The sequence below is a fragment of the Mesorhizobium sp. M7A.T.Ca.US.000.02.2.1 genome (assembly GCF_003996995.1).
Classification (GTDB): Bacteria; Pseudomonadota; Alphaproteobacteria; order Rhizobiales; family Rhizobiaceae; genus Mesorhizobium.
This window is the reverse complement of the sequence record NZ_RZTT01000041.1, coordinates 1-25441: the sequence shown is the minus strand read 5'-3', so window position 1 is coordinate 25441 and position 25441 is coordinate 1. Positions and strand designations below refer to the sequence as shown.

Annotated in this window: 28 protein-coding genes; 13 read left to right on the top strand and 15 right to left on the bottom strand. The window is 64.3% G+C overall.

Annotated elements, in window-relative coordinates; all coding sequences use genetic code 11:
- Positions 1–24: 24 nt before the first annotated feature.
- From EOD15_RS06525 to EOD15_RS35700, 9 genes are all read right to left on the bottom strand, one after another.
- A complete protein-coding gene (locus EOD15_RS06525) occupies positions 25–867 on the bottom strand; it encodes an alpha/beta hydrolase (protein ID WP_127408365.1) in 843 nt (280 codons plus the stop codon).
- The gene (locus EOD15_RS06520; RefSeq protein WP_127321711.1) at positions 864–1544 is read right to left on the bottom strand and encodes an isochorismatase family protein; all 681 of its coding nucleotides are present in this window, start codon (positions 1542–1544) and stop codon (positions 864–866) included. The genes EOD15_RS06525 and EOD15_RS06520 overlap by 4 nt, the downstream gene beginning before the upstream one ends.
- A gap of 253 nt (positions 1545–1797) precedes the next feature.
- Positions 1798–3102, bottom strand: coding sequence for a Xaa-Pro peptidase family protein (locus EOD15_RS06510; protein ID WP_127269723.1), 1305 nt, complete (start codon positions 3100–3102; stop codon positions 1798–1800).
- 321 nt (positions 3103–3423) lie between these two features.
- Positions 3424–4395: a GlxA family transcriptional regulator gene (locus tag EOD15_RS06500; RefSeq protein ID WP_127321710.1), complete on the bottom strand. Its 972-nt coding sequence runs from the start codon at positions 4393–4395 to the stop codon at positions 3424–3426.
- Between the two features lie 245 nt (positions 4396–4640).
- Entirely contained in the window at positions 4641–5822 is a 1182-nt protein-coding gene (locus EOD15_RS06495; protein ID WP_127321709.1) for a PLP-dependent aspartate aminotransferase family protein, read from the bottom strand.
- Positions 5819–7240 carry a pyridoxal-phosphate dependent enzyme gene (locus EOD15_RS06490; protein ID WP_127408364.1) on the bottom strand — a complete coding sequence of 474 codons (1422 nt, stop codon included), beginning with the start codon at positions 7238–7240 and terminating at the stop codon, positions 5819–5821. Before EOD15_RS06490 ends, EOD15_RS06495 begins: the two co-directional genes overlap by 4 nt.
- 412 nt (positions 7241–7652) lie before the next feature.
- Positions 7653–8987 carry an FAD/NAD(P)-binding protein gene (locus EOD15_RS06485; protein WP_127323022.1) on the bottom strand — a complete coding sequence of 445 codons (1335 nt, stop codon included), beginning with the start codon at positions 8985–8987 and terminating at the stop codon, positions 7653–7655.
- A gap of 31 nt (positions 8988–9018) precedes the next feature.
- The gene (locus tag EOD15_RS06480) at positions 9019–9495 is read right to left on the bottom strand and encodes an Rrf2 family transcriptional regulator (protein WP_127408363.1); all 477 of its coding nucleotides are present in this window, start codon (positions 9493–9495) and stop codon (positions 9019–9021) included.
- A gap of 147 nt (positions 9496–9642) precedes the next feature.
- Complete coding sequence (locus EOD15_RS35700) at positions 9643–9819, bottom strand: hypothetical protein (RefSeq protein WP_164762099.1); 177 nt, start codon at positions 9817–9819, stop codon at positions 9643–9645.
- A gap of 561 nt (positions 9820–10380) precedes the next feature.
- Here EOD15_RS35700 and tauA point away from each other — a divergent pair.
- The 4 genes from tauA to EOD15_RS06455 all read left to right on the top strand — a co-directional run bounded on the left by tauA (position 10381) and on the right by EOD15_RS06455 (position 13420).
- A complete protein-coding gene (gene tauA / locus EOD15_RS06470; protein WP_127322717.1) occupies positions 10381–11394 on the top strand; it encodes a taurine ABC transporter substrate-binding protein in 1014 nt (337 codons plus the stop codon).
- Positions 11395–11554: 160 nt separating this feature from the next.
- Positions 11555–12346 carry a taurine ABC transporter ATP-binding protein gene (locus tag EOD15_RS06465; protein WP_127322718.1) on the top strand — a complete coding sequence of 264 codons (792 nt, stop codon included), beginning with the start codon at positions 11555–11557 and terminating at the stop codon, positions 12344–12346.
- Positions 12343–13203 carry an ABC transporter permease subunit gene (locus EOD15_RS06460; RefSeq protein WP_127408362.1) on the top strand — a complete coding sequence of 287 codons (861 nt, stop codon included), beginning with the start codon at positions 12343–12345 and terminating at the stop codon, positions 13201–13203. Before EOD15_RS06465 ends, EOD15_RS06460 begins: the two co-directional genes overlap by 4 nt.
- 31 nt (positions 13204–13234) lie before the next feature.
- Complete coding sequence (locus tag EOD15_RS06455; RefSeq protein WP_127269227.1) at positions 13235–13420, top strand: hypothetical protein; 186 nt, start codon at positions 13235–13237, stop codon at positions 13418–13420.
- A 138-nt stretch (positions 13421–13558) separates the two neighbouring features.
- Here the strand turns inward: EOD15_RS06455 and EOD15_RS06450 are convergent, their stop codons facing one another.
- The gene (locus tag EOD15_RS06450) at positions 13559–13846 is read right to left on the bottom strand and encodes a GIY-YIG nuclease family protein (protein ID WP_127281040.1); all 288 of its coding nucleotides are present in this window, start codon (positions 13844–13846) and stop codon (positions 13559–13561) included.
- Between the two features lie 277 nt (positions 13847–14123).
- On the opposite strand from EOD15_RS06450, the gene EOD15_RS06445 reads away from it, so the two are divergent.
- The 4 genes from EOD15_RS06445 to EOD15_RS06430 all read left to right on the top strand — a co-directional run bounded on the left by EOD15_RS06445 (position 14124) and on the right by EOD15_RS06430 (position 17907).
- A complete protein-coding gene (locus EOD15_RS06445; RefSeq protein WP_127322035.1) occupies positions 14124–15077 on the top strand; it encodes a sulfonate ABC transporter substrate-binding protein in 954 nt (317 codons plus the stop codon).
- 91 nt (positions 15078–15168) lie between these two features.
- Positions 15169–16332 (top strand): FMNH2-dependent alkanesulfonate monooxygenase, encoded by a 1164-nt coding sequence (gene ssuD, locus EOD15_RS06440; protein WP_164749061.1) that lies wholly within the window; start codon positions 15169–15171, stop codon positions 16330–16332.
- Positions 16329–17105: an ABC transporter permease subunit gene (locus tag EOD15_RS06435; protein ID WP_127408361.1), complete on the top strand. Its 777-nt coding sequence runs from the start codon at positions 16329–16331 to the stop codon at positions 17103–17105. Before ssuD ends, EOD15_RS06435 begins: the two co-directional genes overlap by 4 nt.
- 10 nt (positions 17106–17115) lie before the next feature.
- Positions 17116–17907 carry an ATP-binding cassette domain-containing protein gene (locus tag EOD15_RS06430; RefSeq protein ID WP_127408360.1) on the top strand — a complete coding sequence of 264 codons (792 nt, stop codon included), beginning with the start codon at positions 17116–17118 and terminating at the stop codon, positions 17905–17907.
- A 56-nt stretch (positions 17908–17963) separates the two neighbouring features.
- On the opposite strand, the gene EOD15_RS35695 is transcribed toward EOD15_RS06430, so the two are convergent.
- Positions 17964–18149, bottom strand: a complete 186-nt coding sequence (locus EOD15_RS35695; protein WP_164893164.1) for a hypothetical protein — start codon at positions 18147–18149, stop codon at positions 17964–17966.
- Between the two features lie 309 nt (positions 18150–18458).
- Between EOD15_RS35695 and EOD15_RS06420 the strand changes: the two genes are divergently transcribed.
- The 4 genes from EOD15_RS06420 to EOD15_RS06395 all read left to right on the top strand — a co-directional run bounded on the left by EOD15_RS06420 (position 18459) and on the right by EOD15_RS06395 (position 21861).
- Complete coding sequence (locus tag EOD15_RS06420; RefSeq protein ID WP_127268049.1) at positions 18459–18818, top strand: septal ring lytic transglycosylase RlpA family protein; 360 nt, start codon at positions 18459–18461, stop codon at positions 18816–18818.
- Positions 18819–19128: 310 nt separating this feature from the next.
- Positions 19129–20406 (top strand): polyhydroxyalkanoate depolymerase, encoded by a 1278-nt coding sequence (locus EOD15_RS06415; protein WP_127321403.1) that lies wholly within the window; start codon positions 19129–19131, stop codon positions 20404–20406.
- Positions 20407–20639: 233 nt separating this feature from the next.
- Positions 20640–21257 carry a transglutaminase-like cysteine peptidase gene (locus EOD15_RS06405; protein WP_027040328.1) on the top strand — a complete coding sequence of 206 codons (618 nt, stop codon included), beginning with the start codon at positions 20640–20642 and terminating at the stop codon, positions 21255–21257.
- Between the two features lie 367 nt (positions 21258–21624).
- Positions 21625–21861: a hypothetical protein gene (locus tag EOD15_RS06395; protein ID WP_127268047.1), complete on the top strand. Its 237-nt coding sequence runs from the start codon at positions 21625–21627 to the stop codon at positions 21859–21861.
- Positions 21862–21945: 84 nt separating this feature from the next.
- On the opposite strand, the gene EOD15_RS06390 is transcribed toward EOD15_RS06395, so the two are convergent.
- The 4 genes from EOD15_RS06390 to EOD15_RS06375 are packed head-to-tail and all read right to left on the bottom strand — an operon-like array spanning position 21946 to position 24724.
- On the bottom strand, positions 21946–22314 hold the full coding sequence (locus EOD15_RS06390) for a helix-turn-helix transcriptional regulator (protein WP_127321404.1): 369 nt from the start codon (positions 22312–22314) through the stop codon (positions 21946–21948).
- A 25-nt stretch (positions 22315–22339) separates the two neighbouring features.
- Positions 22340–22870, bottom strand: a complete 531-nt coding sequence (locus EOD15_RS06385) for a Smr/MutS family protein (RefSeq protein ID WP_127321405.1) — start codon at positions 22868–22870, stop codon at positions 22340–22342.
- Complete coding sequence (locus tag EOD15_RS06380; RefSeq protein ID WP_127321406.1) at positions 22867–23991, bottom strand: murein transglycosylase A; 1125 nt, start codon at positions 23989–23991, stop codon at positions 22867–22869. Before EOD15_RS06380 ends, EOD15_RS06385 begins: the two co-directional genes overlap by 4 nt.
- Positions 23992–24016: 25 nt before the next feature.
- Entirely contained in the window at positions 24017–24724 is a 708-nt protein-coding gene (locus tag EOD15_RS06375; RefSeq protein WP_127321407.1) for a Tim44/TimA family putative adaptor protein, read from the bottom strand.
- A 217-nt stretch (positions 24725–24941) separates the two neighbouring features.
- Here EOD15_RS06375 and EOD15_RS06370 point away from each other — a divergent pair, with 217 nt between their 5' ends.
- Positions 24942–25439, top strand: coding sequence for an FxsA family protein (locus EOD15_RS06370; protein ID WP_127271639.1), 498 nt, complete (start codon positions 24942–24944; stop codon positions 25437–25439).
- Positions 25440–25441 lie beyond the last annotated feature (2 nt).

The following is a 25441-nucleotide window of genomic DNA, read 5'->3' as shown; positions in this document are numbered from 1 at the left end:
ACGGCGCAATGCGACCCGCTGTCGTCAGATGGCGAGACCTACCGCGACCGCATTGTGGCCGCCGGCGGCCACAATGCGGTCGCGGTAGGTCTCGCCATCTGACGACAGCGGGTCGCATTGCGCCGTGACGATCACCGTTGGCGGCAGGCCGGAGAAATCGGTGTCGCGCAGCGGTGAGAAGGTCGGGTCGTCGGGCGATTGCCGCCTGGCCGAGCGGACGTCGCGGTAGAAGGCGATGTCGGCCACCGACAGCAGCGGCGCGTTGGCGTGCTCGATATAGGAGCCGGCGGTGTCGTCGCCGCCGAGTTCGGGATAGATCAGCACTTGCCCGACCGCAGCTCTGATATGGCGGCGCGTCGCCTGCGCCACGGCGGCGGCGAGATTGCCGCCAGCGCTTTCGCCGCACAGCACCAGCGGCAGGCCTGATGTCGCTGCCGCCCATTCGAAGGCGGTGATGGCATCGTCGAAGGCGGCGGGGTGGACGTGCTCCGGGGCCAGCCGGTAGTCGACCGACAGCAGGTCGAAACCGGTGCCGGCGCAGAGCTCGGCGCAGATGTCGTCATGGCTTTCCAGCCCGCCGAGGATGAAGCCGCCGCCGTGGTAGTAGATCACCATCGCCTGGGCGGCCTTGCCGGCAAGCCGGTAACGGCGGATCGGGATGTCGCGGCCGGCGGCGGCGATCAGGCCATCGCCGGCCTTGACGCCAGGCGGGCGGCCCTGGTGGAAGGCGCGGCTCATACGGTCATAGACGGCGCGCTGCTTGTCGATCGGCAGGCCGAGGATTTCGGGCGGATACCAGCCGTTGACGGCGTCGATATAGGCCCAAAGGGCCGGGTCGAGCCGTGTTTCGTAGGGGCCGCGCGTCATAAATCGGCGTAGAGCGCGGCCGCGTTGTCGAAGGAGAAGCGCAGCGGCACCGAGCCTTCGACCTGCCAGGCGGTGACGGTCTCGCCGGCCAGCAGCCGGCAGGCGCCGTCGGTATCGGTAACGGCGCCGCCATAGAGCCGGTTGGCGAGGTTGAGGATGCCGGTCTGGTGCATCGCCGCGCTGCCGCTGCCGCAGGCATCCTTGACCAGCAGCACGCGAAAGCCTTTGGCCACCGCGTCCTTGACGGAAGCGTCGATGCAGGCCTCGGTCCAGACGCCCGCAATGACCAGCCATTCGATGCCCGAAGACTTGATGTCGCGCGCCGCCGGCCCGGTGCGGAAGGCGCTGGCCTCGGCCTTGATCAGCAGCGCCTCGCCGTTGATCGGCGCCACCTCACGGCAGATCTCGGTCAGCGGATCGCTCTTGTCGGAAAAAGCCGACTTGCCGTCTTCACCGAGCGGATGAAACGGCCGGTCCTGGCTGTCGAGATCGACGATGTAGGCCCAGTGGTAAAGCGGCACATGGTTTTGCCGCGCCGCCGCCTGCAAGCGCTGGACGTTGGCGAGGATCTCGGCAAAGCCGTCGACGAGGTAGCGCTTGTCCTGCCGGTGCTCTTCCTGCAGGTCGATGAAGATCGCGGCTACGGTGCCGGGTTTGATGGCGATGGGGGTTTTCATGCGGCGCCTGCGTGATGCATGGTCGAGGCAGTCAAAGACTTTTCCGTATGCCGGCGGGACAGCGCCCCCCTCTGCCCTGCCGGGCATCTCCCCCTCAAGGGGGGAGATCGGCCGTCGCGAATGCCTTCGCCAATCACCAGAGCTGCAGGAAAAAGCGCCGCAGGCGACGCTGCCAATCTCCCCCCTTGAGGGGGAGATGTCCGGCAGGACAGAGGGGGGCGCCAGGGAACGAGGCGCTCATTGGTAGCCCGCATCAAACCTGCGTCTCCAGAAACTCGTCCTCATAGGGAAAGCGCGAAAGCAGCTCTGTACCAGTCTCCGTGATCAGGATCTCGTCCTCCAGCTTGACGCCCTCGCGGCCGCCTTTCTCGCCGATATAGCTTTCCACGCTCACCACCATGCCTGGCACGATATGGCCGTCACGGCCATAGGTCTCGTAATCCATGGCATGCGCGATGAACGGCGTTTCGCCATGCATGCCGACGCCGTGCATGACCGAGGTGTAGCGCTGGTCAACAAAACGGTCCGGGATTTTCCACGCCTTCTCGGCAATCTCGCGGAACGCCATGCCGGGTTTGACGATCGAGATGTTGTGCTGAACCTGGTCGTGCGCCATGCGGTAGAGCGACTTCTGGTAGGGCGTCGGCTTGCCCGGCCCGCAGCGGAAGGTGCGCGAGAAATCCGAATAATAGCCGTAGCAGCCGATCGTGTCGGTATCGAGCGCCAAGAGTTCGCCGGGCCGGATCTTGCGGCCGCTGGCCTCGTTGAACCACGGATTGGTACGCTGGCCCGATGTCAGCAGCCGCGTCTCGATGAACTCGCCGCCCTGGCGGATGACCTCACCATACATGATGGCGAACAGGTCGTTTTCGGAGACGCCGGGCTTGATCGCCTCGCGCACCGCATAGACGGCGGCCTCGGCGCCGGCCATTGACACCTGCAGGCATTTGACTTCCTCGGGCGTCTTCACCGCGCGCACCGCCAGGATCTCGCCCTGGCAGTCGCGAACCTCGCAGCCGCGCTTTTCCAGGGCGAGCGCCTGCAGATGGCTGCAGCGGTCGAGCCCGAGCTTCATCGAGCCGCCACCATGCTGCTTCAGAAGCTCGGCGATCTCGTCGGCGAACGGCCCGGCGGTCTCGTCGTCACGGCCGGAGACCGACGACCAGACGAGCTTGGAAGGACGCGCCTCGTCGATCGTGTCGAGCACCATCGAGACATGATAGCTCTGCGGATATTCGAACAGCACGATCGGCCCTTCGGTCGGGATGAAGAAATAGCGGGTCGAGTTGCGCAGGAAATAGCCGAACATGTTGCGCGAACCGGTGGCGTAGCGCTGGTTGTAGGGATCGAACAACACGACGCCGCCATAGCCGGCCTCGCGCATCCAGCCGCGCAGCTTGGCCAGCCGGCCCTTGCGCAGGGCATCGGCATCGATGAAGGACGGCTCGGTGTCCGACAGCCACATGCCGCCGGCCGGATCGGCCGCCGCCGGATGGCGCATACGGTCCTTGAAGTCCACATCCTCGGTGCTGTCGGGGTCGAAAACGACGATGCTCATGGGGGTACGGCCTTGGCTGGGTTGCGAGGTCGGAGCATGGCGCAGGCGGGGCGTGGGTATTGTGCGGGAAACCGCAGGTGTTGTGCGGGATGCCGCTGGCTAATCGGTCACGTCGCGATCCTTCGCGCCCCCCTCTGCCCTGCCGGGCATCTCCCCCTCAAGGGGGGAGATTGGCAGTTTCGATGCCGCCGTTCTTTTCTTCAACATCTGAGATTAGCGAAAGCAGAGATGCAGTCCGATCTCCCCCCTTGAGGGGGAGATGTCCGGCAGGACAGAGGGGGGCGCTGTCCCGCCAACGTCACACCCGTCAGGGAGCGACACCTAATGCCGTCTCGCCAGTTTCGGCGGATGCCCGTGCTCTTCCCGAAACGCCCGGGCAAAACTCGACATCGATGCAAACCCACACGCCAGCGCCACGTCGCGCACGGCGAGCGTCGAATGCGCCAGCAGATCGGCGGCGCGTTTCAGCCTGAGCCGGCGGTAATAGCCATTGGGCGAGATGGCGAGTTCGGAGCGGAAGGAGCGCTCGAGCTTGTCGGAGGAGACGCCGAGCTTTGCGGTCAGCTCGGCCATGCCGAGCCGTTCTTCGACCGCGTCCTCCATGATGGCGATGGCCGACAGCACCAGCTCGTTCTGGACCCCGGTGCGCAGCCGCAGAGGCATCATCTTGCGGTCGATGCTGGAACGCAACTGGCTGTGCACGAACCATTCGGCGACGCCGGCGGCGAGCTCGGCGCCATAGTCGCGGGTGATGATCTCCAGCATCATGTCGAGGCTGCCGACGCCGCCGGCCGAGGTGAAGCGCTTGCGGTCGATGACATAGAGGTCACGCCTGAGCTCGATGTTGGGGAAGGCTTCGGTGAAGGCGGCCTGGCTGGTCCAGTGCAAGGTGCAGGCATGACCGTCGAGCAGGCCGGCGCGGGCGAGGAAGAACGCCGCATCCGCCACCGCGCCGATATGGGCGCCATTGCGCAGGTTCTTGCGGATCCAGCTTGCCGCGTCCTCGGCGACGAGATGATCGGCATCGCCGCCCGAGCAGACGACGATGCGATCGACCTTCGGCGCATCCTCGGCGTAAAAACCCGGCTGGATGACGACGCCGTTCGAGGCCTCGACCGAGCCTTTCGTGCCACCGACGATGATCCAGCGATAGCATTCTCTTTTCGCCAGGACATTGGCGGCACGCAGTGGCTCAATGACCGAGCTGAACGCCATCATCGGAAAGCCGGGGAAGACCAGCACCGCGAAGGTGAGAGGGGTGTCGGTGGGTTTGGGTGGGGCGTGTGTAGCCATGGGCGCTAGACTTCGGGCAGATGGGGTGCGGCGTCAATTGGCCTGATGCTTGAACCTGGAACGTCAGCGCCGCCCCTCACCTGCCTGCCGGCATCCTCTCCCCGTAAACGGGGCGAGGGGCGCTGTTATCGGCGCTTACGCCAATCACCGGCGGCCGCGGTTAGCGTCTTTCTCCCCGTCGCTATACGGGGAGAAATGCCCGACAGGGCAATGAGGGGCGGCGCCGATTTTGGCGATTTGAGGGTCTATCCCCCCAGCGCCTGCTCCAAATCCGCGATCAGATCATCTCCATCCTCGATCCCCGCCGACAATCTTACCAGCGAATCCGATATACCGATCTCGGCCCGTTTCTCGGCCGGAATGGAGCCATGCGTCATCAGTGCCGGATGCTCGATCAGGCTCTCCACGCCGCCGAGGCTTTCGGCCAGCGTGAACAATTGCGTGCGTTCGAGGAACTTTTTGGTGCCGGCTAGGTCGCGGTCGAGCACGGCTGTGATCATGCCGCCGAAGGCGTGCATCTGCTGGACGGCGACGGCGTGCTGCGGGTGGCTGGCGAGGCCGGGATAGATGACGCGGCGCACGTCGCGGCGCGCTTCCAGCCACTGCGCGATCTTCAGCCCGTTGGCGGAATGACGCTCCATCCTGAGCGCCAGCGTCTTCAGCCCGCGCAGCGCCAGAAAGCTGTCGAACGGGCCCGAGATGGCACCGATGGCGTTCTGCAGGAATTTCAGCTGGGCGGCGAGATCCTTGTTGTCGCCGACCACGGCGACGCCGCCGACCATATCGGAATGGCCGTTGAGATATTTCGTCGTCGAATGCACTACGATGTCGATGCCGAGCTCCAGCGGCCGCTGGATATAGGGGCTGCAGAAGGTGTTGTCGGTAACCGTGAGAATCCCCTTGCGCCTGGCAAGTGCGGCGACGCCTTCGAGGTCGACGATGCGCAGCAGCGGGTTGGTCGGCGTTTCGACCCAGAGCATTTTCGTCTCGGGCCGGATCGCCGCTTCCACGACGGCGAGGTCGGTGAAGTCGACGAACGAGACCTGCAGATTGGCCGAGCGTTTGCGCACCCGCTCCATCAGCCGGAACGAGCCGCCATAGATGTCGTCGGTGGCGACGATGTGGGCGCCGGAATCGAGCAGTTCCAGCACGGTGGCGATCGCCGCCAGGCCGGACGCGAAGGCAAAGGCGGCCGAGCCGCTTTCGAGATCAGCCACGGCGCGCTCGAAGGCAAAGCGCGTCGGGTTCTGGCTGCGGGCATATTCAAAGCCCTTGTGCACGCCGGGCGATTGCTGGGCAAAGGTCGAGGTGGCGTAGATCGGCACCATCACCGCGCCGGTCAGCGGGTCGTGGCTCTGGCCGCCATGGATGGTGCGCGTCGAGAAAGCCAGACGGTTCTTGCCCGGTGGTGGTGTTTCAGCGGTCATCGTGCGCGCCTCAGATGGTTGATCAGGTCGATGCGGGTAATCAGCCCGACGAACTCGTCGCCGTCGAAGATGATGGCGACCTCGTTGCGGTCGAACACCGGCAGCAGCGCATCCAGCGTCTGGCTGGCCTGCAGCGTGTGCAGATTGGAGGTCATGGCCGTGCGGACCGGGCCGTTGAAGCGCTCCCAGCGTCCGTCATAGGGGCCGTCGACCTTGGCCAGGATGTCGCTTTCGTCGACGATGCCGACGAGCTTGCCATTGTCGAGCACCGGCAGCTGCGAGACATCGGAACGGCGCATGCGGCCATAAGCGTTGAGCAGGCTTTCGTCCGGGCCGACATAGACGGTGTCGCCGGTGCGGTGCGAGCGCATCACCAGGTCGCGCAGATCGCCATGCTGTTCGTGCTCGGCAAGACCTTGCTCGGCCAGCCAGAAATCGTCGAACACTTTCGACAGATATTTGTTGCCGCTGTCGCAGACGAAAGTGACGACGCGTTTGGGCACCGTCTGCTCGCGGCAATAGCGCAGCGCGGCGGACAAAAGCGTGCCCGAGGATGAGCCGGCGAGGATACCTTCCTTCGACAAGAGGTCGCGCACCGCCAGCATGCTCTGCTTGTCGGGGATCGAATAGGCCTTCTTGACCAGCGACAGATCGGCGTTGGGCGGCACGAAATCCTCGCCGATGCCTTCGACGGTCCAGCTGCCGGCCTCTTCCATCTTGCCGGTCTTGATCAGCGGCGCCAGCACCGAGCCGACCGGATCGGCCAGCACCATTTCGGTCTTCGGCGACACTTTGGCGAAGTAGCGGCCAAGCCCGGTCAGCGTACCGCCGGAGCCGACGCCGACGACCACCGCATCGACGTCACCGTCGAGCTGCGAAAAGATCTCCGGGCCGGTGGTGGTTTCATGCGCCAGCGGATTGGCCGGGTTGGCGAACTGGTTGGCATAGAAGGCGCCGGGCGTTTCCGCAGCGATCTTCTCGGCCATGTCCTGGTAATATTCGGCATGGCCCTTGCCGACATCGGAGCGCGTCATGCGCACCTCGGCGCCGAGCGCGCGCAGATGCTGGATCTTTTCGCGCGACATCTTGTCGGGCACGACCAGCACGATGCGGTAGCCCTTGGGGATGCCGACCTGGGCAAGGCCGAGGCCGGTATTGCCAGCGGTCGCCTCGACAATGGTGCCGCCGCGCCGGAGCTTGCCCTGCCTTTCAGCCGCGGCGATCATCGACAGCGCGATACGGTCCTTGATCGAGCCGCCCGGGTTCTGGCTTTCAAGCTTGATGAACAGCCGGCACTTGCCGGTGTCGAATTTGGTCAGCTCGACCACCGGCGTCTGGCCGATCAGGTCGAGGACGGATTTGTAGGGCGGACGCAGGCGGGACAATTCGTCGGCTGCGGCGATCTCGTGCTCGCTCATATCGATGCTCCATGACCAAGCGACCGCCTCTGGGCAGGGCGGCAGCGTATCCTCTTTTCCAGCCCTTTGCAGTCGGAAAGAAGATAGATCGTGCCAATCAACCGGCCAGATGCGGAATGAAATTCCGGGTTTGCGTTGGCGAGAGTCGCTTCGAAGTCAGGCGAACCCTCCGCGCGTTCGTCATCCTAGGGCGAAGCGACGCGAAGCGGAGTGTAGACCCTAGGATCCATGCCGTGACATTGGTCGAAGAATGCAGCGGTGCAGAATTAATTTGGAAGCATCCGGCTGCATCGACAGGTTTGCACCGCCGCAAAGCTCGCGGTCGCGGCATGGATCCTAGGGTCTCCGCGACGTCGCTTCGCTCCTGCTCCGCCCTAGGATGACGACGGCGTTGGGGTTTGCGCGGAGCCTCTCACCCCAGCAGCTGCTTGCTCAGCCTCGCACACTGCACGCGGATATCGGGAATGGCGTCGATCTCGAAGAAGGTGCCGCGCGTCAGCGGGCCGACGGCGAGGATCTTGGCAGAGACGGTTCCGTCGCCGGCGATGATCTCGCATTTGGCCGATACATCGAGGCCGATGCGCAGCGGATCCGGCCGTGCCAGGCCGCGGTCGACCAGCGAGCGCACGACGCTGTTCGACGAGGTCGAGATGTCCCTGACGATACCAGAGCAATCGTAGATGCGGGCGACCTCGAAGGTCTCGAGGCGCTGCGTGTGGCGCGACTGGACCTGGACGGTGAATTCGCCGTTGCGCGCGATGTCGACGACGCGGCCGGCGACCAGGCGGATGCGGCCGGATTGCACGGCTTCGGTGACACGGGCGTAGACCTCGGGCGCCATGCGATGGCGGTGGATGTCCCACCAGGCCTTGGTGTGCTCGACGAAGCGGCGCTTGGCGGAAGCCGGCCAGTTCTGCCAGATCTTCTGGTTGAACGGCCGCAGGCCGTCGACGACGTCGCGCCAGTCGATGCCGGCCTTCTGGTTTTCCTTGATCAGGTCGCGGAACCAGCCGACGAAATAGGAGAGCTGGGTGCCGAGCGGAATGTCGGCGACGTCGAGCTTGATCGGATTGCCCTTGCGATGCGGCGAGGGCAACAGGCCGCGCCGCGACACAGCTATGATGTCGCCGCGATGGCCGCGCTGTTCCAGCGCCAGGAAGGCATCGACCATGCTCAGGCCGGTGCCCAGCACCATGACGCCGGCGTCGGTCGGAAGTGCTGTATCGGCTTCCGATCCCATCCTGATGGCATGGCCTTGCGCCGGCTCCTCGTCGTGGCCGGTGGCCAGCACGGCGAGATGCGCAACGACGCTGGTGCCGTTGGCCAGCGCCACTTCGACACCGGATGCGGTGGGCGTGATCGAGAGGCTTTCCTCGCGGATCAACCGAAGCCGCCCGGTCTGCTTTTCGCGCGCCTGCAGCTCGTCGAGCAACTCGCCGAGGTAACGGGCATAGATGCTGCGCGGCGCATAGAAGGGCGCCTGCTCGGCCGTTGCCAGGCCGCGCTCCTGCAGCCAGCGCCAGAAATTGCCGGGATCGTCGGCATAGGCGCTCATGCCGGCGGCACTGACATTCAAGACATGCGCCGACAGCAGCGTCGAATAGGCGATGCCCTGGCCGAAATGCGGGCGCCTTTCAATCAGCGTGACACGCAGGTCGGGATTGGGCGACTTCAGGAGATGCGCGGCCAGCACGACGCCGCTGGCGCCGCCGCCGACAATGATGATGGAGTTGGCGCGCCCGGTCATAGGCATGCCTTCGCTCTGCGCAACGCCAGCGTCAGGCCTGGACCTTCACCGCGACCGGCAGATCGCCGATGCCCCTCGCAACCGGCAGGTCGTCGAGAGAGATATCGCGCATTTCGGCGAGGCTGCGCTGATCGAGCACCTCGGCGATCGCCTGCCGGACCTCGAGCATCAGATGTCGGACTTGGCATGTCGCCTCGTTGCAATCTTCACAGCGCTGGTACTGGGTGCGGCTGGCGCAGGGGATCGGCGCCAGCGGACCGTCGAGGACGCGCACGACATGGCCGACTTTGATCTCGTCGGCGGGGCGTGCCAAGCGATAGCCGCCATCCTTGCCCTTGCGGCTCTGGACGAAGCCGGCATTGCGCAACTCGCCCAGGATGGCGTCGAGAAATTTCTTCGGGATGTTGTTGCCGGTGGCGACGTCGTTGACGAAGGCGAGCTGTCCGGCCGGCAAGCGCGCGAGGTGGACAAGCGCCTTGAGGCCGTACTTACCTTTTTTGGTGAGCATGAGATCAAAATTTCTCTGGCATGCGACGGCATGGAACCATCGGTTGCAAAACGCCTGGCGGGCGTTGCCGCCGCGTCCAAGCCCGCATGACACATAAATTCTAGTGACATGATGTACAAGCCGAGAACTGCTGATTTTGCTTCGTTTTCAAGCCGCGCCGGCCATTTTGGCCAGCCTTTGTGCCCTAGAGAGCACAAAAATGCGCTTTGATGGCAGCGAGATGGCAAATGGTCCTCCAGGGCCGGAGGCGACCGGCATCGACTGACGCGACGGCGAAAGCCGATCCATGCCGCTGGCGATCTTGGTGATGTGGTGGTCGCTCATCGCCGACTCCAACTCTCTAATGTCGATAAGAGTACTATACTTACCCCCGAACACGCGGAACGCGTTTTCAAATCGGCGATCGTTTGAGGCATGGATTTGCCTGGTAGAGGTTGAAGAGGGAATTCCCGTTCGCGGTGGGCCTGGGCCGGAGCTGTCACGGCGGTTCAGAACGTTAAAGACCGGCGGGACAGCGCCCCCCTCTGGCCTGCCGGCCATCTCCCCCTCAAAGTGGGGAGATTGGATGTCACGACCGCTTTCGCCAATCTCTACCGTCAGCACCGCCAGCGAGAAAGCGCTGAAGCCGAAACTGCCAATCTCCCCACTTGAGGGGGAGATGTCCGGCAGGACAGAGGGGGGCGCTGGCCCGCCGGCATCAAAAGTTCTGCCTTTTGCAATGCCCCGACGTTGCCCGACGCAGCCACCCTATCCGCTTCACCACCGCCCCACCGGTAGCTTTTTTCTAACAAGCCGGCCTTCGTTGGAAGGATTTAACTCTACAAGAACGATAGAATTAGCTGACTATCATGGGGCATTCCGATCTTCTCTTTTCAGGAGCCCTCCATGTCCACCATTTCGCGACGCATTGTTCTCCTCTCGTCGGCGGCACTTGCCGGCGCGGCCTTCCTCGGCCCGGCCCATGCCGACGACCTCAAGATCACCATCGGCTATCAAACGGTGGTCGAGCCTTCGAAAGTGCCGCAGGCCGACGGCGCCTATGAAAAAGCGACGAAGGCAGTGATCGACTGGCGCAAATTCGATTCCGGCGCCGATGTCATCGCTGCGGTCGCTTCCGGTTCGGTCGATATCGGCTATGTCGGCTCGAGCCCGCTGGCGGCGGCGGCGAGCCGCGAGTTGCCGATCCAGACCATCTTCATCGTCGGCCTGATCGGCGAATCCGAGGCGCTGGTGGCGCGCAACGGCGCCGGCATCGAGAAAGTCGCCGACCTCGCCGGCAAGAAGGTCGCGGTGCCCTTCGTCTCGACGACGCATTACAGCCTGCTCGCCGCGCTGAAGCATGAGGGCGTGGATCCGAAGTCGGTCGAGATCCTCAATCTCAGGCCTCCGGAAATCGCCGCCGCCTTTTCGCGCGGCGACATCGACGCCGCTTATGTCTGGGATCCGGCGCTCGGCCAGATCAAGACGACGGGCAAGGTGGTGGTGGATTCCTCGCAGGTCGCCGCCTGGGGCGCGCCAACCTTCGACGCCTGGATCGTGCGCACCGACTTCGCCGAAAAGAACCCGGAAGCGGTGCGCGACTTCGTCAAGGTGACGGGCGCGTCCTATGCCGAGTTCCTGGCCAAGCCCGACGCCTGGTCGGTGTCGTCGCCGCAGGCAGCCGCGATCGCCAAGCTCACCGGCGCCAAGCTGGAAGAAGTGCCGCAGCTGCTCAAGGGCTATGTCTTCCCAACGCTCGAAGAGCAGGCCTCCGACAAATTCCTCGGCGGCGGCACGGTCAAGGCGGTGGAAGCGACATCCGCCTTCCTCAAGGAGCAAGGCAAGATCGACGCCGTGCTGCCGGACTATTCGAAATACGTGTCGTCGAAATACGTCACAGAGGCGCTCGCCTCGAACTAGTACTCGCTTAACGCAATTCCGGACGGAAAACCGCTTCACACTTTTCCTGGAATTGCTCTGAACCCGGCCCGCGCGCTTCTTCCCTGACGCCGCGTGCTGACTGCCCCGGAACCGCTGACGAGCGCCGGGGCGGTCGGATTTCAACGAACCGGGAGGCATCATGCCCCATCTCGTACTGGACCCCCATCTCGTATTGGACAAGGTCTCGATCCACTATGACGGCCAGGCGGCGCCCGCCGTCGAGCTGGTGTCGATCGATGTCGCCAAGGGCGACTTCGTCGTGCTGGTGGGCCGGTCCGGCTGCGGCAAGACCTCGCTGCTCAACGTCGCCGCCGGCCTTGTCGCGCCGGCACGCGGGCGCGCCTCCATCAACGGCAAGCCGATCACAGCACCTGGTTCGGACCGGGCGGTGGTGTTCCAGAACGACGCGCTGTTCCCATGGCTGACGGCGCGCGAAAACGTCGCCTTCGCGCTCAGGCTGCGCGGCGTCAGGCCCGCAGAGCGGGCCCACCGCGCCGATGAGTTGCTGGCGCTAGTGAAGCTCACCGACGCCGGCGACAAGCGCATCTGGGAGCTTTCCGGCGGCATGCGGCAGCGTGTCGGCCTGGCCCGGGCGCTCGCCGCCGAACCGGAATTCCTGCTGCTCGACGAACCGCTCGGCGCGCTCGATGCGCTGACGCGCGAGCGCATGCAGACGACGCTGCTCGATTTATGGACGGCAAGCGAGGTCGGCGTGCTGATGGTGACGCATGGCATCGAGGAGGCGCTGGTGCTGGCCACCCGCATCCTCGTGCTGGCGCCCGGTCCGGGCCGCGTGGTGCGGACTTTTGAACCCGGCTTCTCCAGGCGCTACGCATCGGGCGAAGCCATCCGCACCATCAAGGCCGATCCGGCTTTTGCGGTGGCGCGTGGCGAATTGACCGACGCGATCTTCGAAGGAGAGGCGGCATGACCGTTACCTCCTACACCGAGCGGGCGGGACACAAGATCGACGAGACCGACGGCCTGTCGGTGCCGTGGTCGCGACCCAGCCCCAAGCGCAAAGGCGTTTCCGCGCGCGCGGTCAGCGCTGTCACCATCCTGGTGGTGCTGGCGCTGTGGGCGCTGTCGGCCCGCCTGCAACTGGTGTCACCGGTGTTCCTGCCCTCGCCGATCGCGGGGTGGAACAAGTTCATCACCGTCGCCCGTGACGGCTTCGTCGATGCTACGCTGCTGCAGCATGCCGTCGCCAGCCTGTGGCGGGTATTCGCCGCGCTGGTCGCCGCCCTTGCCATTGGCGTGCCGGTTGGTCTCGCCATCGGCATCAGCACGATCGGACGCGGCATCTTCGATCCGTTGCTGGAATTCCTGCGGCCTATCCCGCCGCTCGCCTACCTGCCGCTGGTCATCATCTGGTTCGGCATTGGCGAACCGTCGAAGATCCTGGTGATCACTATTTCCATGCTGGCGCCGGTGGCGCTGTCGACCGCGTCCGGCGTTCGCGGCGTCTCGCAGGAGCGCATCAACGCGGCGCGCTCGCTGGGCGCTACTCAGCAGCAAGTGGTCCGCCACGTCATCCTGCCCAGTGCGCTGCCGTCGATCCTGACCGGTCTGCGCATCGCGCTCGGCGCCGGCTGGTCGACGCTGGTGGCGGCCGAACTGGTGGCGGCGACGCGCGGACTTGGCTTCATGATCCAGTCGGCCGCCCAGTTCCTCGTCACCGACGTGGTGGTGATGGGCATACTGGTGATCGCGGCCATCGCCTTCGTGCTCGAATTCACCATCCGCAGGATCGAGCGCGTGCTCGTCCCGTGGGCGGGACGCGAATGATTGGAAACCAGAAGAGCAGGAGAGAATGACGATGACCCATTCCACCGCCGTGCTGTTCGCCCAAGCCGGTAACTGGCTTCTCGCCTGGACCAGGGAAAGCCAGCCGCCAGAACAGCAACCGAAATCGCCAACGCCGGTCCGCTGGGACGCCGAGCGCGACCGCCTGCCGCCGCGCGACGAGAGTTTTTACTGGGCCTGGCAGTATTGGTCGCAATGAGGGGGTGGTGCGACTTTGCGCCGTCCCCGCGTCTTCGTCATCCTAGGGCGGAGCAAGGAGCGCAGCGACGCAGCGCAGACCCTAGGATCCATGCCGCGACGGTGATGCCATGCTCCGGCAGTGAAAGAAACCGAGCCCCTACCAGCCGGTTCCACGAAAGAGCTCGAACCATTCCGGATTGGCCTTCTCGATCAGCTCGATCTTCCATTGGCGTGGCCAGCGCTTCAGTGACTTCTCGCGCTGGATGGCATCGGTGATATCGAAATACTCCTCGTACCAGACAAGGCGTTGCACGCCGTAGCGGCTGGTGAAGCCTGACCCTTGGCCGGACTTGTGTTCGGGTACGCGGCGTCCGAGGTCATTGGTGACACCAATATAGATCGTGCCGCGCTTCTGGCTCGCGGTCATGTAGACGTAGCCGGTCATGGTTGAAGGCGCGTTGGTGGGCGCGCAAGCGCCATTCTGATCCGCTGCATTCTAAAGCCAATGTCACGGCATGGATCCTAGGGTCTGCGCGCGTCGCTTCGCTCCTTGCTCCGCCCTAGGATGACGAATTCTGGGTTACCGTAGAAGATAATTCCCCACCCCCGCTCCAACTCGCAAAATCATTCCTCTACTAAATTTATAGATGTACCTAGCCTGATCCATCTTCCAACCGGCGAGGCCATTTCCGGCGCCGATCCGCAGCGAAGGAGAGGGATCAATGTTCAATCTAACGAGACGTGTTTTCGGCATCGGCCTGCTGGCGGCGACGGTTGCCGTGTCATCCGGCGCCACAGCGCAGGAGCTGAAGCAGCTCAGCATCGGCTTTCAGAAGACCGGCCTGCCGGTGATCGCCAGGCAGCAGCAGGTGATCGAAAAGGCCCTTGAAGACAAGGGCGTGACGGTCAAATGGGTCGAGTTCACCGCCGGGCCGCCGCTGGTCGAGGCGCTCAATGTCGGCGCCATCGATGTCGGCTGGACCGGCGACGCACCGCCGATCTTCGGCCAGTCGGCCGGCGCCAACATCGTCTATGCGGCAGCGCTGCCGTCGAATGGCGAGGGCGAGGCGATCTTCGTCAAGCCGGCGTCGCCGATCCAGTCCGTCGCCGATCTCAAGGGCAAGCGCGTCGGTGTCGGCAAGGGCACCAGCGCGCATAATCTGCTCGTCGCGGCGCTGGAAAAGGCTGGCCTTGCCTTCGACCAGATCACGCCGGTCTATCTCAGCCCAGCGGATGCAGCCGCAGCCTTCGCCAGCGACCAGATCGATGCCTGGAGCGTTTGGGATCCGTTCTTCGCCATCGCTGAAACCCGCTACCAGCCGCGTGTGCTGGCCCGCTCCAGCGAGGTGCTCAAGGTCAACACCTACTTCCTCGCCAACAAGGATTTCGCCAAGGCGCACCCCGAAACCATCACCACGACGATATCGGCGCTTGGCGAGGCGGCGAAATGGGCCGACCAGAACCGCGACAAGGTGGCCGCGGCGCTGCATGAGGTGACCGGTGTGCCGCTCGACGCGCAGATCATCGCCGCCAACCGCACCAAGTTCGGCATCTTTCCGATCACCGACGAGATCATCGCCGGCCAGCAGGCCACCGCCGACCGCTTTTACAAGCTCGGGCTGATCCCGAAAGCGGTCCGCATCTCCGACGCGGTGTGGACGGCACCCGGCAACTAACTTGTCCCCTGACGGCGCCGGGTGAGTACGCCCGGCGCCATTTGCGTTTGCACCCATATCTACAGGAGATCCGCCCGTGACTGTGCCAGACATGACCGCGCCTGCCAGCACCGCACCGCTCGATTTCTTCTGGTTCATCCCGACGCATGGCGACGGTTCTTATCTCGGTTCCGAGGAGCAGCAGCGACCGCCCGAATTCGGCTACTTCAAGGAGATCGCGCAAGCGGTCGACCGGCTCGGCTTTCCCGGCGTGCTGCTGCCCACCGGTCAGAACTGCGAGGATTCCTGGATCACCGCGACAGGTCTCGCGACGCTGACCGAAAAGCTGAAGTTTCTCGTTGCGCTGCGGCCGGGTGTCACGCTGCCGACTTTCGCCGCGCGCCAGACCGCCGCCCTCGATCGCTTGAGCAATGGCCGCCTGCTGCTCAATGTCGTGGTCGGCGGCAACCCGACCGAACTCGCCGGCGACGGCGTCTTCCTGCCGCATGACGAGCGCTATGCCCAGGCGCATGAGTTCCTGACCATCTGGCGCGGCCTGGTGTCCGGCGAGCGGGTCAATTTCGACGGCAAATATTACCGCGTCGAGAACGGCCGCCTCGACCTTCTGCCGCACCAGGAGCGGCCGCCGCTCTATTTCGGCGGGTCGTCGGACGCAGGCCAGGACCTCGCCGCCGACCTCGTCGACATGTATCTGACCTGGGGCGAGCCGCCGGCGCAGGTTGCCGAGAAGCTGGCTGCGGCGCGCGCAAAAGCGGCACTGCGCGGCAGAAAACTGCGCTTCGGCATCAGGCTGCATTTCATCGTTCGCGAGACCGAGGACGAAGCCTGGCGCGCCGCCGACCGGCTGATCAGCCATGTCACCGACGCCCAGATCGAAAATGCGCAGGCGCGCTTCCTCAACCAGATGGATTCGGTCGGCCAGCGCCGTATGGCGCAATTGCATGGCGGACGCCGTGACAGGCTGGTCGTCTCGCCCAATCTGTGGGCCGGTGTCGGGCTGGTGCGCGGCGGCGCCGGCACGGCGCTGGTCGGCACGCCGGAACAGATCACCGAGCGCATCCGCGAATACCAGGCGATCGGCATCGATACCATCATCGGCTCGGGCTATCCGCATCTCGAGGAGGCCTACCGCGTCGCCGAGCTTCTGTTCCCGAAACTCGGGCTCGGCACCAGGCGGCAGCGGGCGCATGAGAACATCGCCAACGAATTCTCGGTCGGCTTCCATGGCGCCAACCGCCTGCAGGCTTCGTCATGAGCTTTGCCACGCGCCTGCATAGCAATGCCATCGGCTGGTTGCTCCCGGCGCTGGTTATTGCCGGCTGGGAGATTGCCAGCCGCGCGGGCGTCATGCCCGCCAACGTGCTGCCGGCGCCAAGTGCGGTCGCCGAGGCCTTCTGGCGGCTGACGCTGTCGGGCGAACTGGTCCGCAACATCGGCGTTTCGACCGCGCGCGCCCTTGCCGGCTTCGCCATCGGCGGCTCGATCGGCTTTGCGCTTGGCCTTGCCAACGGGCTGTCGACGATCAGCCGCGGCCTGACCGACACGACGCTGCAGATGATCCGCAACATCCCGCACCTGGCGCTGATCCCGCTGGTCATCCTGTGGTTCGGCATCGACGAGGAAGCCAAACTGTTCCTGGTGGCGCTCGGCGTGTTCTTTCCGATCTATGTCAACACGCTGCTCGGCATCCAGAGCGTCGACCCGCATCTGGTCGAGATGGGCCGCGTCTACGGCATGGACCGGCGCGCCCTGTTCTTCCGCGTCATCCTGCCCGGTGCGCTGCCGGCGATCTTCGTCGGCCTGCGCTATGCCCTGGGCATCATGTGGCTGACGCTGATCGTCGCCGAAACCATTTCGGCCAGTTCCGGCCTCGGCTACATGGCCATGCAGGCGCGCGAATTCCTGCTGATCGACGTCGTCGTGCTGTCGATCCTGATCTACGCGCTGCTCGGCAAGCTCGCCGACAGCCTCGCCCGCCTGCTCGAGCGGCTGTCGCTCGGCTGGCATCCGGCCTTCCAGAACGGATGAGAGATTGCCCATGACCGCCGCCAGCCTGGCCGCAGCCCGTTCCTTCGTCGCCACGCCGGTGCGACCGATCGGCTCCGTCGAAGGGCAGCGGGCCTTTGCCTTCAGGCAAGCCGGCAAGCGCTTCGGCGACAAGACCGTGCTCGACGGCATCGACCTGGACGTGCCGGCCGGGCAGTTCCTTGCCGTCATCGGCAAGAGCGGCTGCGGCAAAAGCACGCTTTTGCGGCTTCTGGCCGGGCTCGACCGGCCGACATCGGGATCGCTGACATTCGGCGTCGAAGAGGAAGGACACAGCCGCACGCGCTTCATGTTCCAGGAACCACGGCTCCTGCCCTGGGCCAGCGTGGTGAAAAACGTCGAGGTCGGGCTGACCGGGGTTGCTTCCGGCGCGGAGGCAAGGCAACGCGCGCTCGACATTCTAGGCGAGGTCGGGCTTGCCGACCGGGCCGACGAATGGCCTTCGGTGCTGTCGGGAGGTCAGAAGCAGCGCGTGGCGCTGGCCCGCGCGCTGGTCGGCCACCCGCAGATCCTGGCTCTCGACGAGCCGCTCGGCGCACTCGACGCCCTGACCCGCATCGAGATGCAGCAGCTTCTGGAACGCATCTGGATCGCGCAGAAGTTCACGGCTGTGCTGGTCACGCATGATGTCGCCGAAGCGGTCGCGCTGGCCGATCGGGTCGTGGTGATCAGCGAAGGCCGGATCGCGCTTGATCTGGATGTGCCCGTGGAACGGCCGCGCCGGCGCGGTTCGGTGGAGCTTGCGCGGCTGGAAGGCAAGATTCTGGATCGGCTGTTCGGGTAGGTTTGTCGGGGGCGGCGCCGCAATTGGCGGAGTGGGGGTCGACCTTTCTTCGAAGCTCACCCTCGAGAACGGTTCGCCCACACCAATCCCCCCAGCCCGACCAGCATGGTGACGACACCGATATACAGCCATTGCGACTGGCCGGTCATGAAGCTGCCGCCGACAACGCCGACGCCTTGCAGCGACCACAGCGCGCCGACGGCAAGCACAATCAAGGCCAGCAGATTTTTTGTCAGCCTCATTGCCGGATCTCCCTTTTGAAGTCGATTGGTCTCAGCATCGGGGCCGCGATAAAAGAGCCGAAGGAAGTGGCCCGACCATGCCGGACTCTACTTGGATATTAATGTTCGATCTTGTCAAACGGACGTCTGACCTCAACACAAAGATCATCATTGATTGACCATCGCGTGCCGGAAAATCCCTGACAGACTGTTACCCAGCGACTCCAAACGTGTGCCATTGCCACGGAACCGCCAGATCACTGCCGCATTTCGCGCCTTATTTGGCACCTAACGGCTGGGGTCTGTCAAAAACGGAGCCATCCCCCAAATATGAAGAACCCAAAACAGACCGCGCTTGTCGCGGTAACGATCGCTGCTGGCCTGATGGTCGGCGCTTCTTCGGCGACCGCCGCCGCCCAGTGCGGCCGCGCCTCGTGGTATGCCCTGCACTCCAAGACCGCCTCGGGCGAGCGCATGAACCCGTCGGCGCTGACCGCCGCGCATCGCACCTTGCCTTTCGGCACCAAGCTCAAGGTGACCAACAAGAACAACGGCCGCAGCGTCGTCGTGCGCATCAACGATCGCGGTCCGTTCATCAAGGGACGCGTGCTCGACCTGTCGAAGGGTGCCGCCGGCCAGCTCGGCTTCATCGGCTCCGGCCATACTTCCGTGTGCATGGCGCGCGTCTAGAGTGGCCTTTTCTTGGACCATGACCTCTGCCGAACCGGAGGTTCGCAAAGCGAAAACCGGAATCCACTTTTCGGGATCATGGTCGGATGTCCGGCAAAAGGGCCGGACACACTGCCTACACATTTCGCAGCCGCACACTAAGCCGGCTGGCACCGTTCGGCCCCGATTTCCATGGCCTTGAACCAAGAAGCATTGGTCACGCAGCGTGACGTATTGCATCGCAGCAATTAGTTGTTAACTTCCCCGCGAGACATCTAGGGCTCGGCGCTGCTCGTCGTCCCTTCGGTCGCAGGCAGCAGCGGGGTTCTCGATGTTCTACCAGCTCTATGAAATGAACCACGCCGCCTTGCAGCCCGCGCGCCTCTATGCCGACGCGGTGCGGATGTTCTATTCCAATCCGCTCAATCCGTTTTCCCACACGCAATGGGGCCGTTCGATCGCGGCGACGGCCGAACTGTTCGAGCGCACCACGCGCCGCTACGGCAAGCCGGCCTTCGGCCTGAGCAAGACCGTGGTCGACTGGAAGAGCGTCGAGGTCGCCGAGAAGACCGTCTGGTCGAAGCCGTTCTGCAATCTCGTCCGCTTCGAGCGTGCCGTGCCCGCCGGGCGCAAGCCCGATCCGAAGCTTCTCATCGTGGCGCCGATGTCGGGCCATTATGCGACGCTGCTGCGCGGCACGGTGGAAGCGATGCTGCCCTATGCCGACGTGCACATCACCGACTGGGTCGATGCCCGCATGGTGCCGCTTGCCGACGGCCAATTCGATCTCGACGACTACATCGATTACGTCATCGACATGCTGCACACGCTGGGGCCGGACACGCATGTGATGGCGGTGTGCCAGCCTTCGGTGCCGGTGCTGGCCGCCGTGGCGCTGATGGAAACGAAGGGCGACCCCTTCGTGCCCTCGACCATGACCTTGATGGGCGGCCCGATCGACACCCGCAGCAATCCGACTGCGGTCAATCTGCTGGCGCAGGAAAAGGGCATCGACTGGTTCCGCGACAATGTCGTGATGCATGCGCCCTGGCCGGTGCCGGGCTTCGGCCGCGAGGTCTATCCCGGTTTCCTGCAGCTGTCCGGCTTCATGAGCATGAACCTCGACCGCCACATCATCGCCCACAAGGACTTCTTCATGCATCTGGTGAAGCATGATGGCGACAATGCCGAGAAGCACCGCGATTTCTACGACGAGTATCTGGCTGTCATGGACCTGACGGCGGAGTTTTATCTGCAGACCGTCGACACCGTCTTCGTTCGCCAGGCCTTGCCCAAGGGCGAGATGACGCATCGCGGCACCAGGATCGATCCGTCGGCGATCCGCAACGTCGCGCTGTTCACGGTCGAAGGCGAGAACGATGACATATCGGGCCTTGGCCAGACCAAGGCGGCGCATGATCTGTGCCCCAATATCCCGGCTGAGCGGCATGCCCACTACATGCAGCCGGCGGTTGGCCATTACGGCGTGTTCAACGGTTCGCGCTTCCGTTCCGAAATCGTGCCGCGCATCGTCGACTTCATCACCAGCTATGGCCGCCAGGAGCGTGTCGCGGTGAAACCGAAGCTGGTCCGCGCCGCCAAGAGATAATGCAGGTTACCAAAATTGCGGGTTTGGGACGATGATCTGCATAAAACCAAGCTTAACGGCGATAAACCGGTGCAATTGACCGGTAAAAGCCGGCTGGCTGGCCGATTCTGTTGCACAAGTGCCGCTGTCCAGCCCCTCGGGTAACCATGCCGACAATCCGACCGTCGTCGTAATTGACACGGACTGTAAATCCCCCTTAACCTTTCGTTAATAACAAAGGGTGAGCGGGGACAATGATTTCCTCATCGATGGCGCAACGGCTGCGCGTGTATGTGGCGGCCGGGCTGGCAGTGACGGCGGGCTGGGTGGCACCGGCTTTGGCGGGTGGAGCGATGGCGACCGGGGGTCTCACCTCGCAGCCGATCGGCCACTATGATTTCTGCAAGCTGCATCCGGGCGAGTGCTCGATCCGCCCGACCAATCTGGCGCCGGCTCCGATGAGCGACGGGCTGATGCGCAAGCTTCTCAATGTCACCGCCAGGGTCAATGCCGCCGTCAAGCCGATGAGCGACATGGACATCTACGGCAAGGACGAGGTCTGGGCCTATCCCGACAAGGGCGTCGGCGATTGCGAGGACTATGTGCTGGAAAAGCGGCGCCAGCTTTCACGCATGAGCATCTCGCTTGCCGATCTTCTGATCACCGTCGTGCGCAAGCCCGACGGCGAGGGCCACGCCGTGCTGACGGTGCGCACCGACGAGGGCGACTATGTGCTCGACAATCTGACCGACAAGGTCAAGCCATGGGACGCGACCGGTTACCGCTTCCTCAAGCGGCAGGCGATCGACAACACCGGCCGCTGGGTCTCGATCCGCGGTGGCCAGCAAGTTCTGGTCGGCGCGGTTCAGTAGGTTTTGGTACGCCCATCCCGGCACGTCGCGTTCTTGTGGCGCGCTTTAGCTGCTTTCACATCATAGGTCGCCGCCGCCCCTCATTGTCCTGCCGGACATTTCTCCCCGTATAGGGACGGGGAGAAAGACGCCTTCATCGTCGCTTTCGCCAACCATCAACGTCGTAAGCGCCAACCGCGCGGCTACACCCTTCTCCCCGTCACTATCCGTGGAGAAGGTGCCGGCAGGCGGATGAGGGGTAGCGCGACGTCTGCCAATATTTCCCACCGCGACCGCCCCCCAATGAATTTTCGCATTTCTCCGTGAACCATTTCGCTTCGGCCTGCGACACACAGCCGTGAACCGAAACCAACCATGGAGACTTCAGATGACTGCTTTTCTGCGAAACACCCTTCTTGCCGCTCTCGCGGTGTCGAGCATGGCCGGATCCGCCATGGCCGAGCAGACCACCAGCTGTTCCAAAACCAACCTTAACGACCTCTGGGCCGGCCGCTGTTGCGGTGATGCCGGGGCGTCGGGCTGCCTGGGGGGTGGAAACAATGGCCATGGCGGCAATGGCGATCACGGCCGGGGCGGAAATGGCGGCACGGCCGGCAAGAAATGATCTCACCACTGTGCCCGCTGGCGGTCCGCCGGCGGGCAGTTTCCTGCTGAGGCAGGCGAACCTGCATCACGCTCGGATCGTCGGCTACGGCCGCTGGTTCAACGCCGCGCGGATCGATGCAGTGATGCGGCGAAGCTCGGCCTCGTCGAGTTTCTCGATGTTTTCGGCCAGCAGATTGGCAAGCTCGGTGGCAGCGGGGGAAAGACCCGACGTGTCGATTTTTACACGCGGTTGCGAGGCTTCGGCCAGCCGCGCCAGTTCCTCGGCGTCGTCCCAGATGATGTTGAAATAGCCGATGATCTTCTGGATCAGCGTCCAGGTCGGGGCACCGCGCCTGCCATGTTCGAGCGCCGACAGATAAGCGGCGCTGACGCCGATCGCCGCCGCCATGTCCTTCTGGCGGACACCGCGTTCGCCTCGTAGCGTGCGCAGCTTCTCTCCGAACGGGGTCATGTCCCCGCCCTCATGATAGAACTCCTCACAGGCGCGCCCGCCGCAGGCGGATATAGAGCGCACCCGAACCGCCATGGTTGCGGGCGGCATGGTCGTGGCTGGAGACGAGCGGCCGGAAGGCGGGCGTCGACAGCCAGGCCGGCACGGCGCGACGCAACACCCCATCGCCGCCGGAGGACGAGCCCTTGCCGGTGATGACCAGGACATAGCGGACGCCGCCGGCATGCGCCCGGTGCAGGAACGAAAACAGCAGCGAATAAGCCTCGTCCTGGGTCATGCCGTGCAGGTCGACACGGCCCTCGATCGGCAGCCGGCCTTTCGATAATTTGTCCAGCGTCGGCTCGTCGAGGCGGTGCGTGACTTGCTGAGCCTTCGGCTTTGCGGTCCCTGCGGCGTTGGCAGCAGGCTGGGCCGGCTGCGGCTGATTTGGCCTAGCCTCGGCGGCAATGTCGGGGATGTCGACGGCAAATTTGCCCTTCAGCGGCTTGGCCGTGCGCGCCACCAGGTTCCACAGAACCCGGTCATCCTCGCTGAGCTTGTCCGGGCGCCGGGTCATCGGACTGCACCCGCAACGAGCGCGCGCGGCACCAGCGCATAAAAATCCGCGGCATTGCGGACCACGCCGGCGATCTCGCCCGCGGCATCGCCCGAACCGGCGAACAGGTCGCCCCGCGCCGGTCCGGTGATGGCCGAGCCGGTGTCCTGCGCGATCATCAGGCGGCGGAACGGTTTTGCGTCGAAGGCAGTGAGCGTTGGCGCGTCGATGTAAAAGGGCGTGCCGAATGTATGCAGCAGGCGGTCGACGGCGATCGAGCGGCCCGGCGTCAGCGGCACCTTGGCGGCGGCGATCGGGCCAAGGGCCGCGTCCTCGACATCGGCCTCGCGAAAGAAGATGTAGGAGCGGTTCTGACGCAGGATCTCGTCGACGCGGTCCGGATGCGCCTTGAACCAGGCGCGGATCGACTGCATCGTCACCTCCGCCAGCGGGATCTCGCCAATCTCGCTCAGGATCTTGCCGGGCCCGGTGAAGCGCTGGCCGGATTTGGCGGCATAGGTGACGCGGACAAGCCGGCCGTCGCTCATGGCGAGGCGTGCGGCACCTTGCACGTGAATGAAGAAGGCATCGACCTTGTCGGCCAGCCAGGCGATTTCCAGGCCCTTGCCGTCGAGCGCGCCGCGCTCGATCTCGCCACGGTCGGGATACTCGACCGGCCCGTTCGGCGTCTGGCGCGCGAAAGCGAGGTAGGGATCCTGGCCGGGCGGCCGGTTTGCGTCGTCGATATCGACGAGATCGGCCGGGCGCGACAGCAACGGCACCGAAAATCGGTCCGTGCGCACCGGTGACGCCTCGACTTGCGGTTCATAGAAACCGGTGACGAGCCCGGCGCCGGCATTTTCGGCAGGGATAAGCGCCGGGAAAAAATGGCGCTCGAAGAAGGCGCGGGCTTCCTCGCGGGCCAAAACCGGCGACCGATTCGCCGGCGAAACGGTCCGCGCCTCCGCGTAGGCATCGGCAAAAGCTTGGAAGTCGACGCCGAGCGCACCGCTGCGATAGGGTTTGGTCAGCACATGGAAGGCCGAGCGGCGAAAGGCGGCGAAGGCCGCCAGATGGTCGTCATCGTCCCAGCCGGGCAGGTCGCCAAAGGCTTTCTCGACAAAAAGAGGCGATAGCGACACCGGAGCCTCGCCGCGTGTTTCCGAACTAGTCTTCTTCCTCGGTGGCGACGAGCTTCCAGTTCGGATCGCGCGAGCGCGTGTCGCGGGCGAAGGTCCAGACATCCTTGACCTCGGCAACGGTTTCCGGGTCGCCGTCGATGACCGCGCCTGCCTTGTCGCGGGTCGCCGAAATCAGCTCGCTGATGATGCGCAGCGTGACATGCGCCTCGCCGCCCTTCATCTCGGCCGAGACGATGTCGGCCTTGTCGATGCCGACGAAGGAGGACTGGATCTTTTCCGCCTTGGCCTCGCGCTCGCCGATGGCGGCGACAAAACCGTCATAGACCTCGCGCGACAACAGGTTCTTCAGCGTTTTGCGATCGCCGTCGGCATAGGCCATGACGATCATCTCGTAAGCCATCTTGGCGCCGTCGACGAAACCCTTCGGCTCGAAGGACGGATCATTGTCCTTGATGCTGCGCAGGCCCTTGTTGAGGTCGGTATCGGGCTTGGCGAAAGCGTCGATCGCGGCATAGGTGTCTGGAGCCGGCTCGCCTGGCGCGCGCTTGCGCGGCAGCGAGACGACGTTTTCGGATTTCTGGGCGGCATCCTTGTCGCCGGTGCGAGCCGCCGAATAGGGATCGAAGGGCGGCCGTTCGCTGCCGGTGCGGCGGCCCAGCACATTGCGCAGCTGGAAAAAGATGACCACCGCCGCAATCAGGAAGAAAATCGTGCCGAAGTCGAAGAATCCCATATCTTCCGCCAATCAATCCCTGCCCTGTGGCCGGACCGTCAGGCCCAATGGCCACGGTCGCATAGCGTTCAACATTCAAAGCATATAGAACGCAAGGCGCAATCATTCAAATCAAAGGCAGGCATACCTATCTAACAGCCTCAGTGCCAGCGGCGATTGCTCGCTGGCGGCCAAAACAATCGAAACGATCATAACAATCGAAAAAGGTTGGCAAGACTTGCGCATTTCGCTGCTTCCCTTCTTTCTCCTCGCGCTTCCGCTGCTGGAAATCGCCGGTTTCGTCATCGTCGGCCGCGAGGTCGGCGCGCTGGCGACGGTCGGCCTCGTGCTGGCCTCGAGCATCGCCGGCGTGCTTTTGCTCCGATACCAGGGCTTTGGTGTGATGGCCCGCATCCGCACCGAGATGGCCGCCGGCCAGAACCCCAGCCGCCACCTTGCGCACGGCGCCATGATCGTGGTTGCGGCGATCCTCCTCATCATCCCCGGCTTCATATCAGACATCATCGGCCTGCTGCTGTTCCTGCCGCCATTGCGCGATTTTGCCTGGAGCCGGTTCAAGGGCCGCATTGTCGTCGCCACCGATTTCTCGACCGGCGGTTTTCGTGGCCGGCGCGACAGGGTCATCGACCTCGAAGACGGCGACTATTCGCGCGAAGACGATCTGAAGCGCGGACCGGATCACAACTCGCCGTGGCGCCGCCTGAAGGACGATTAGGG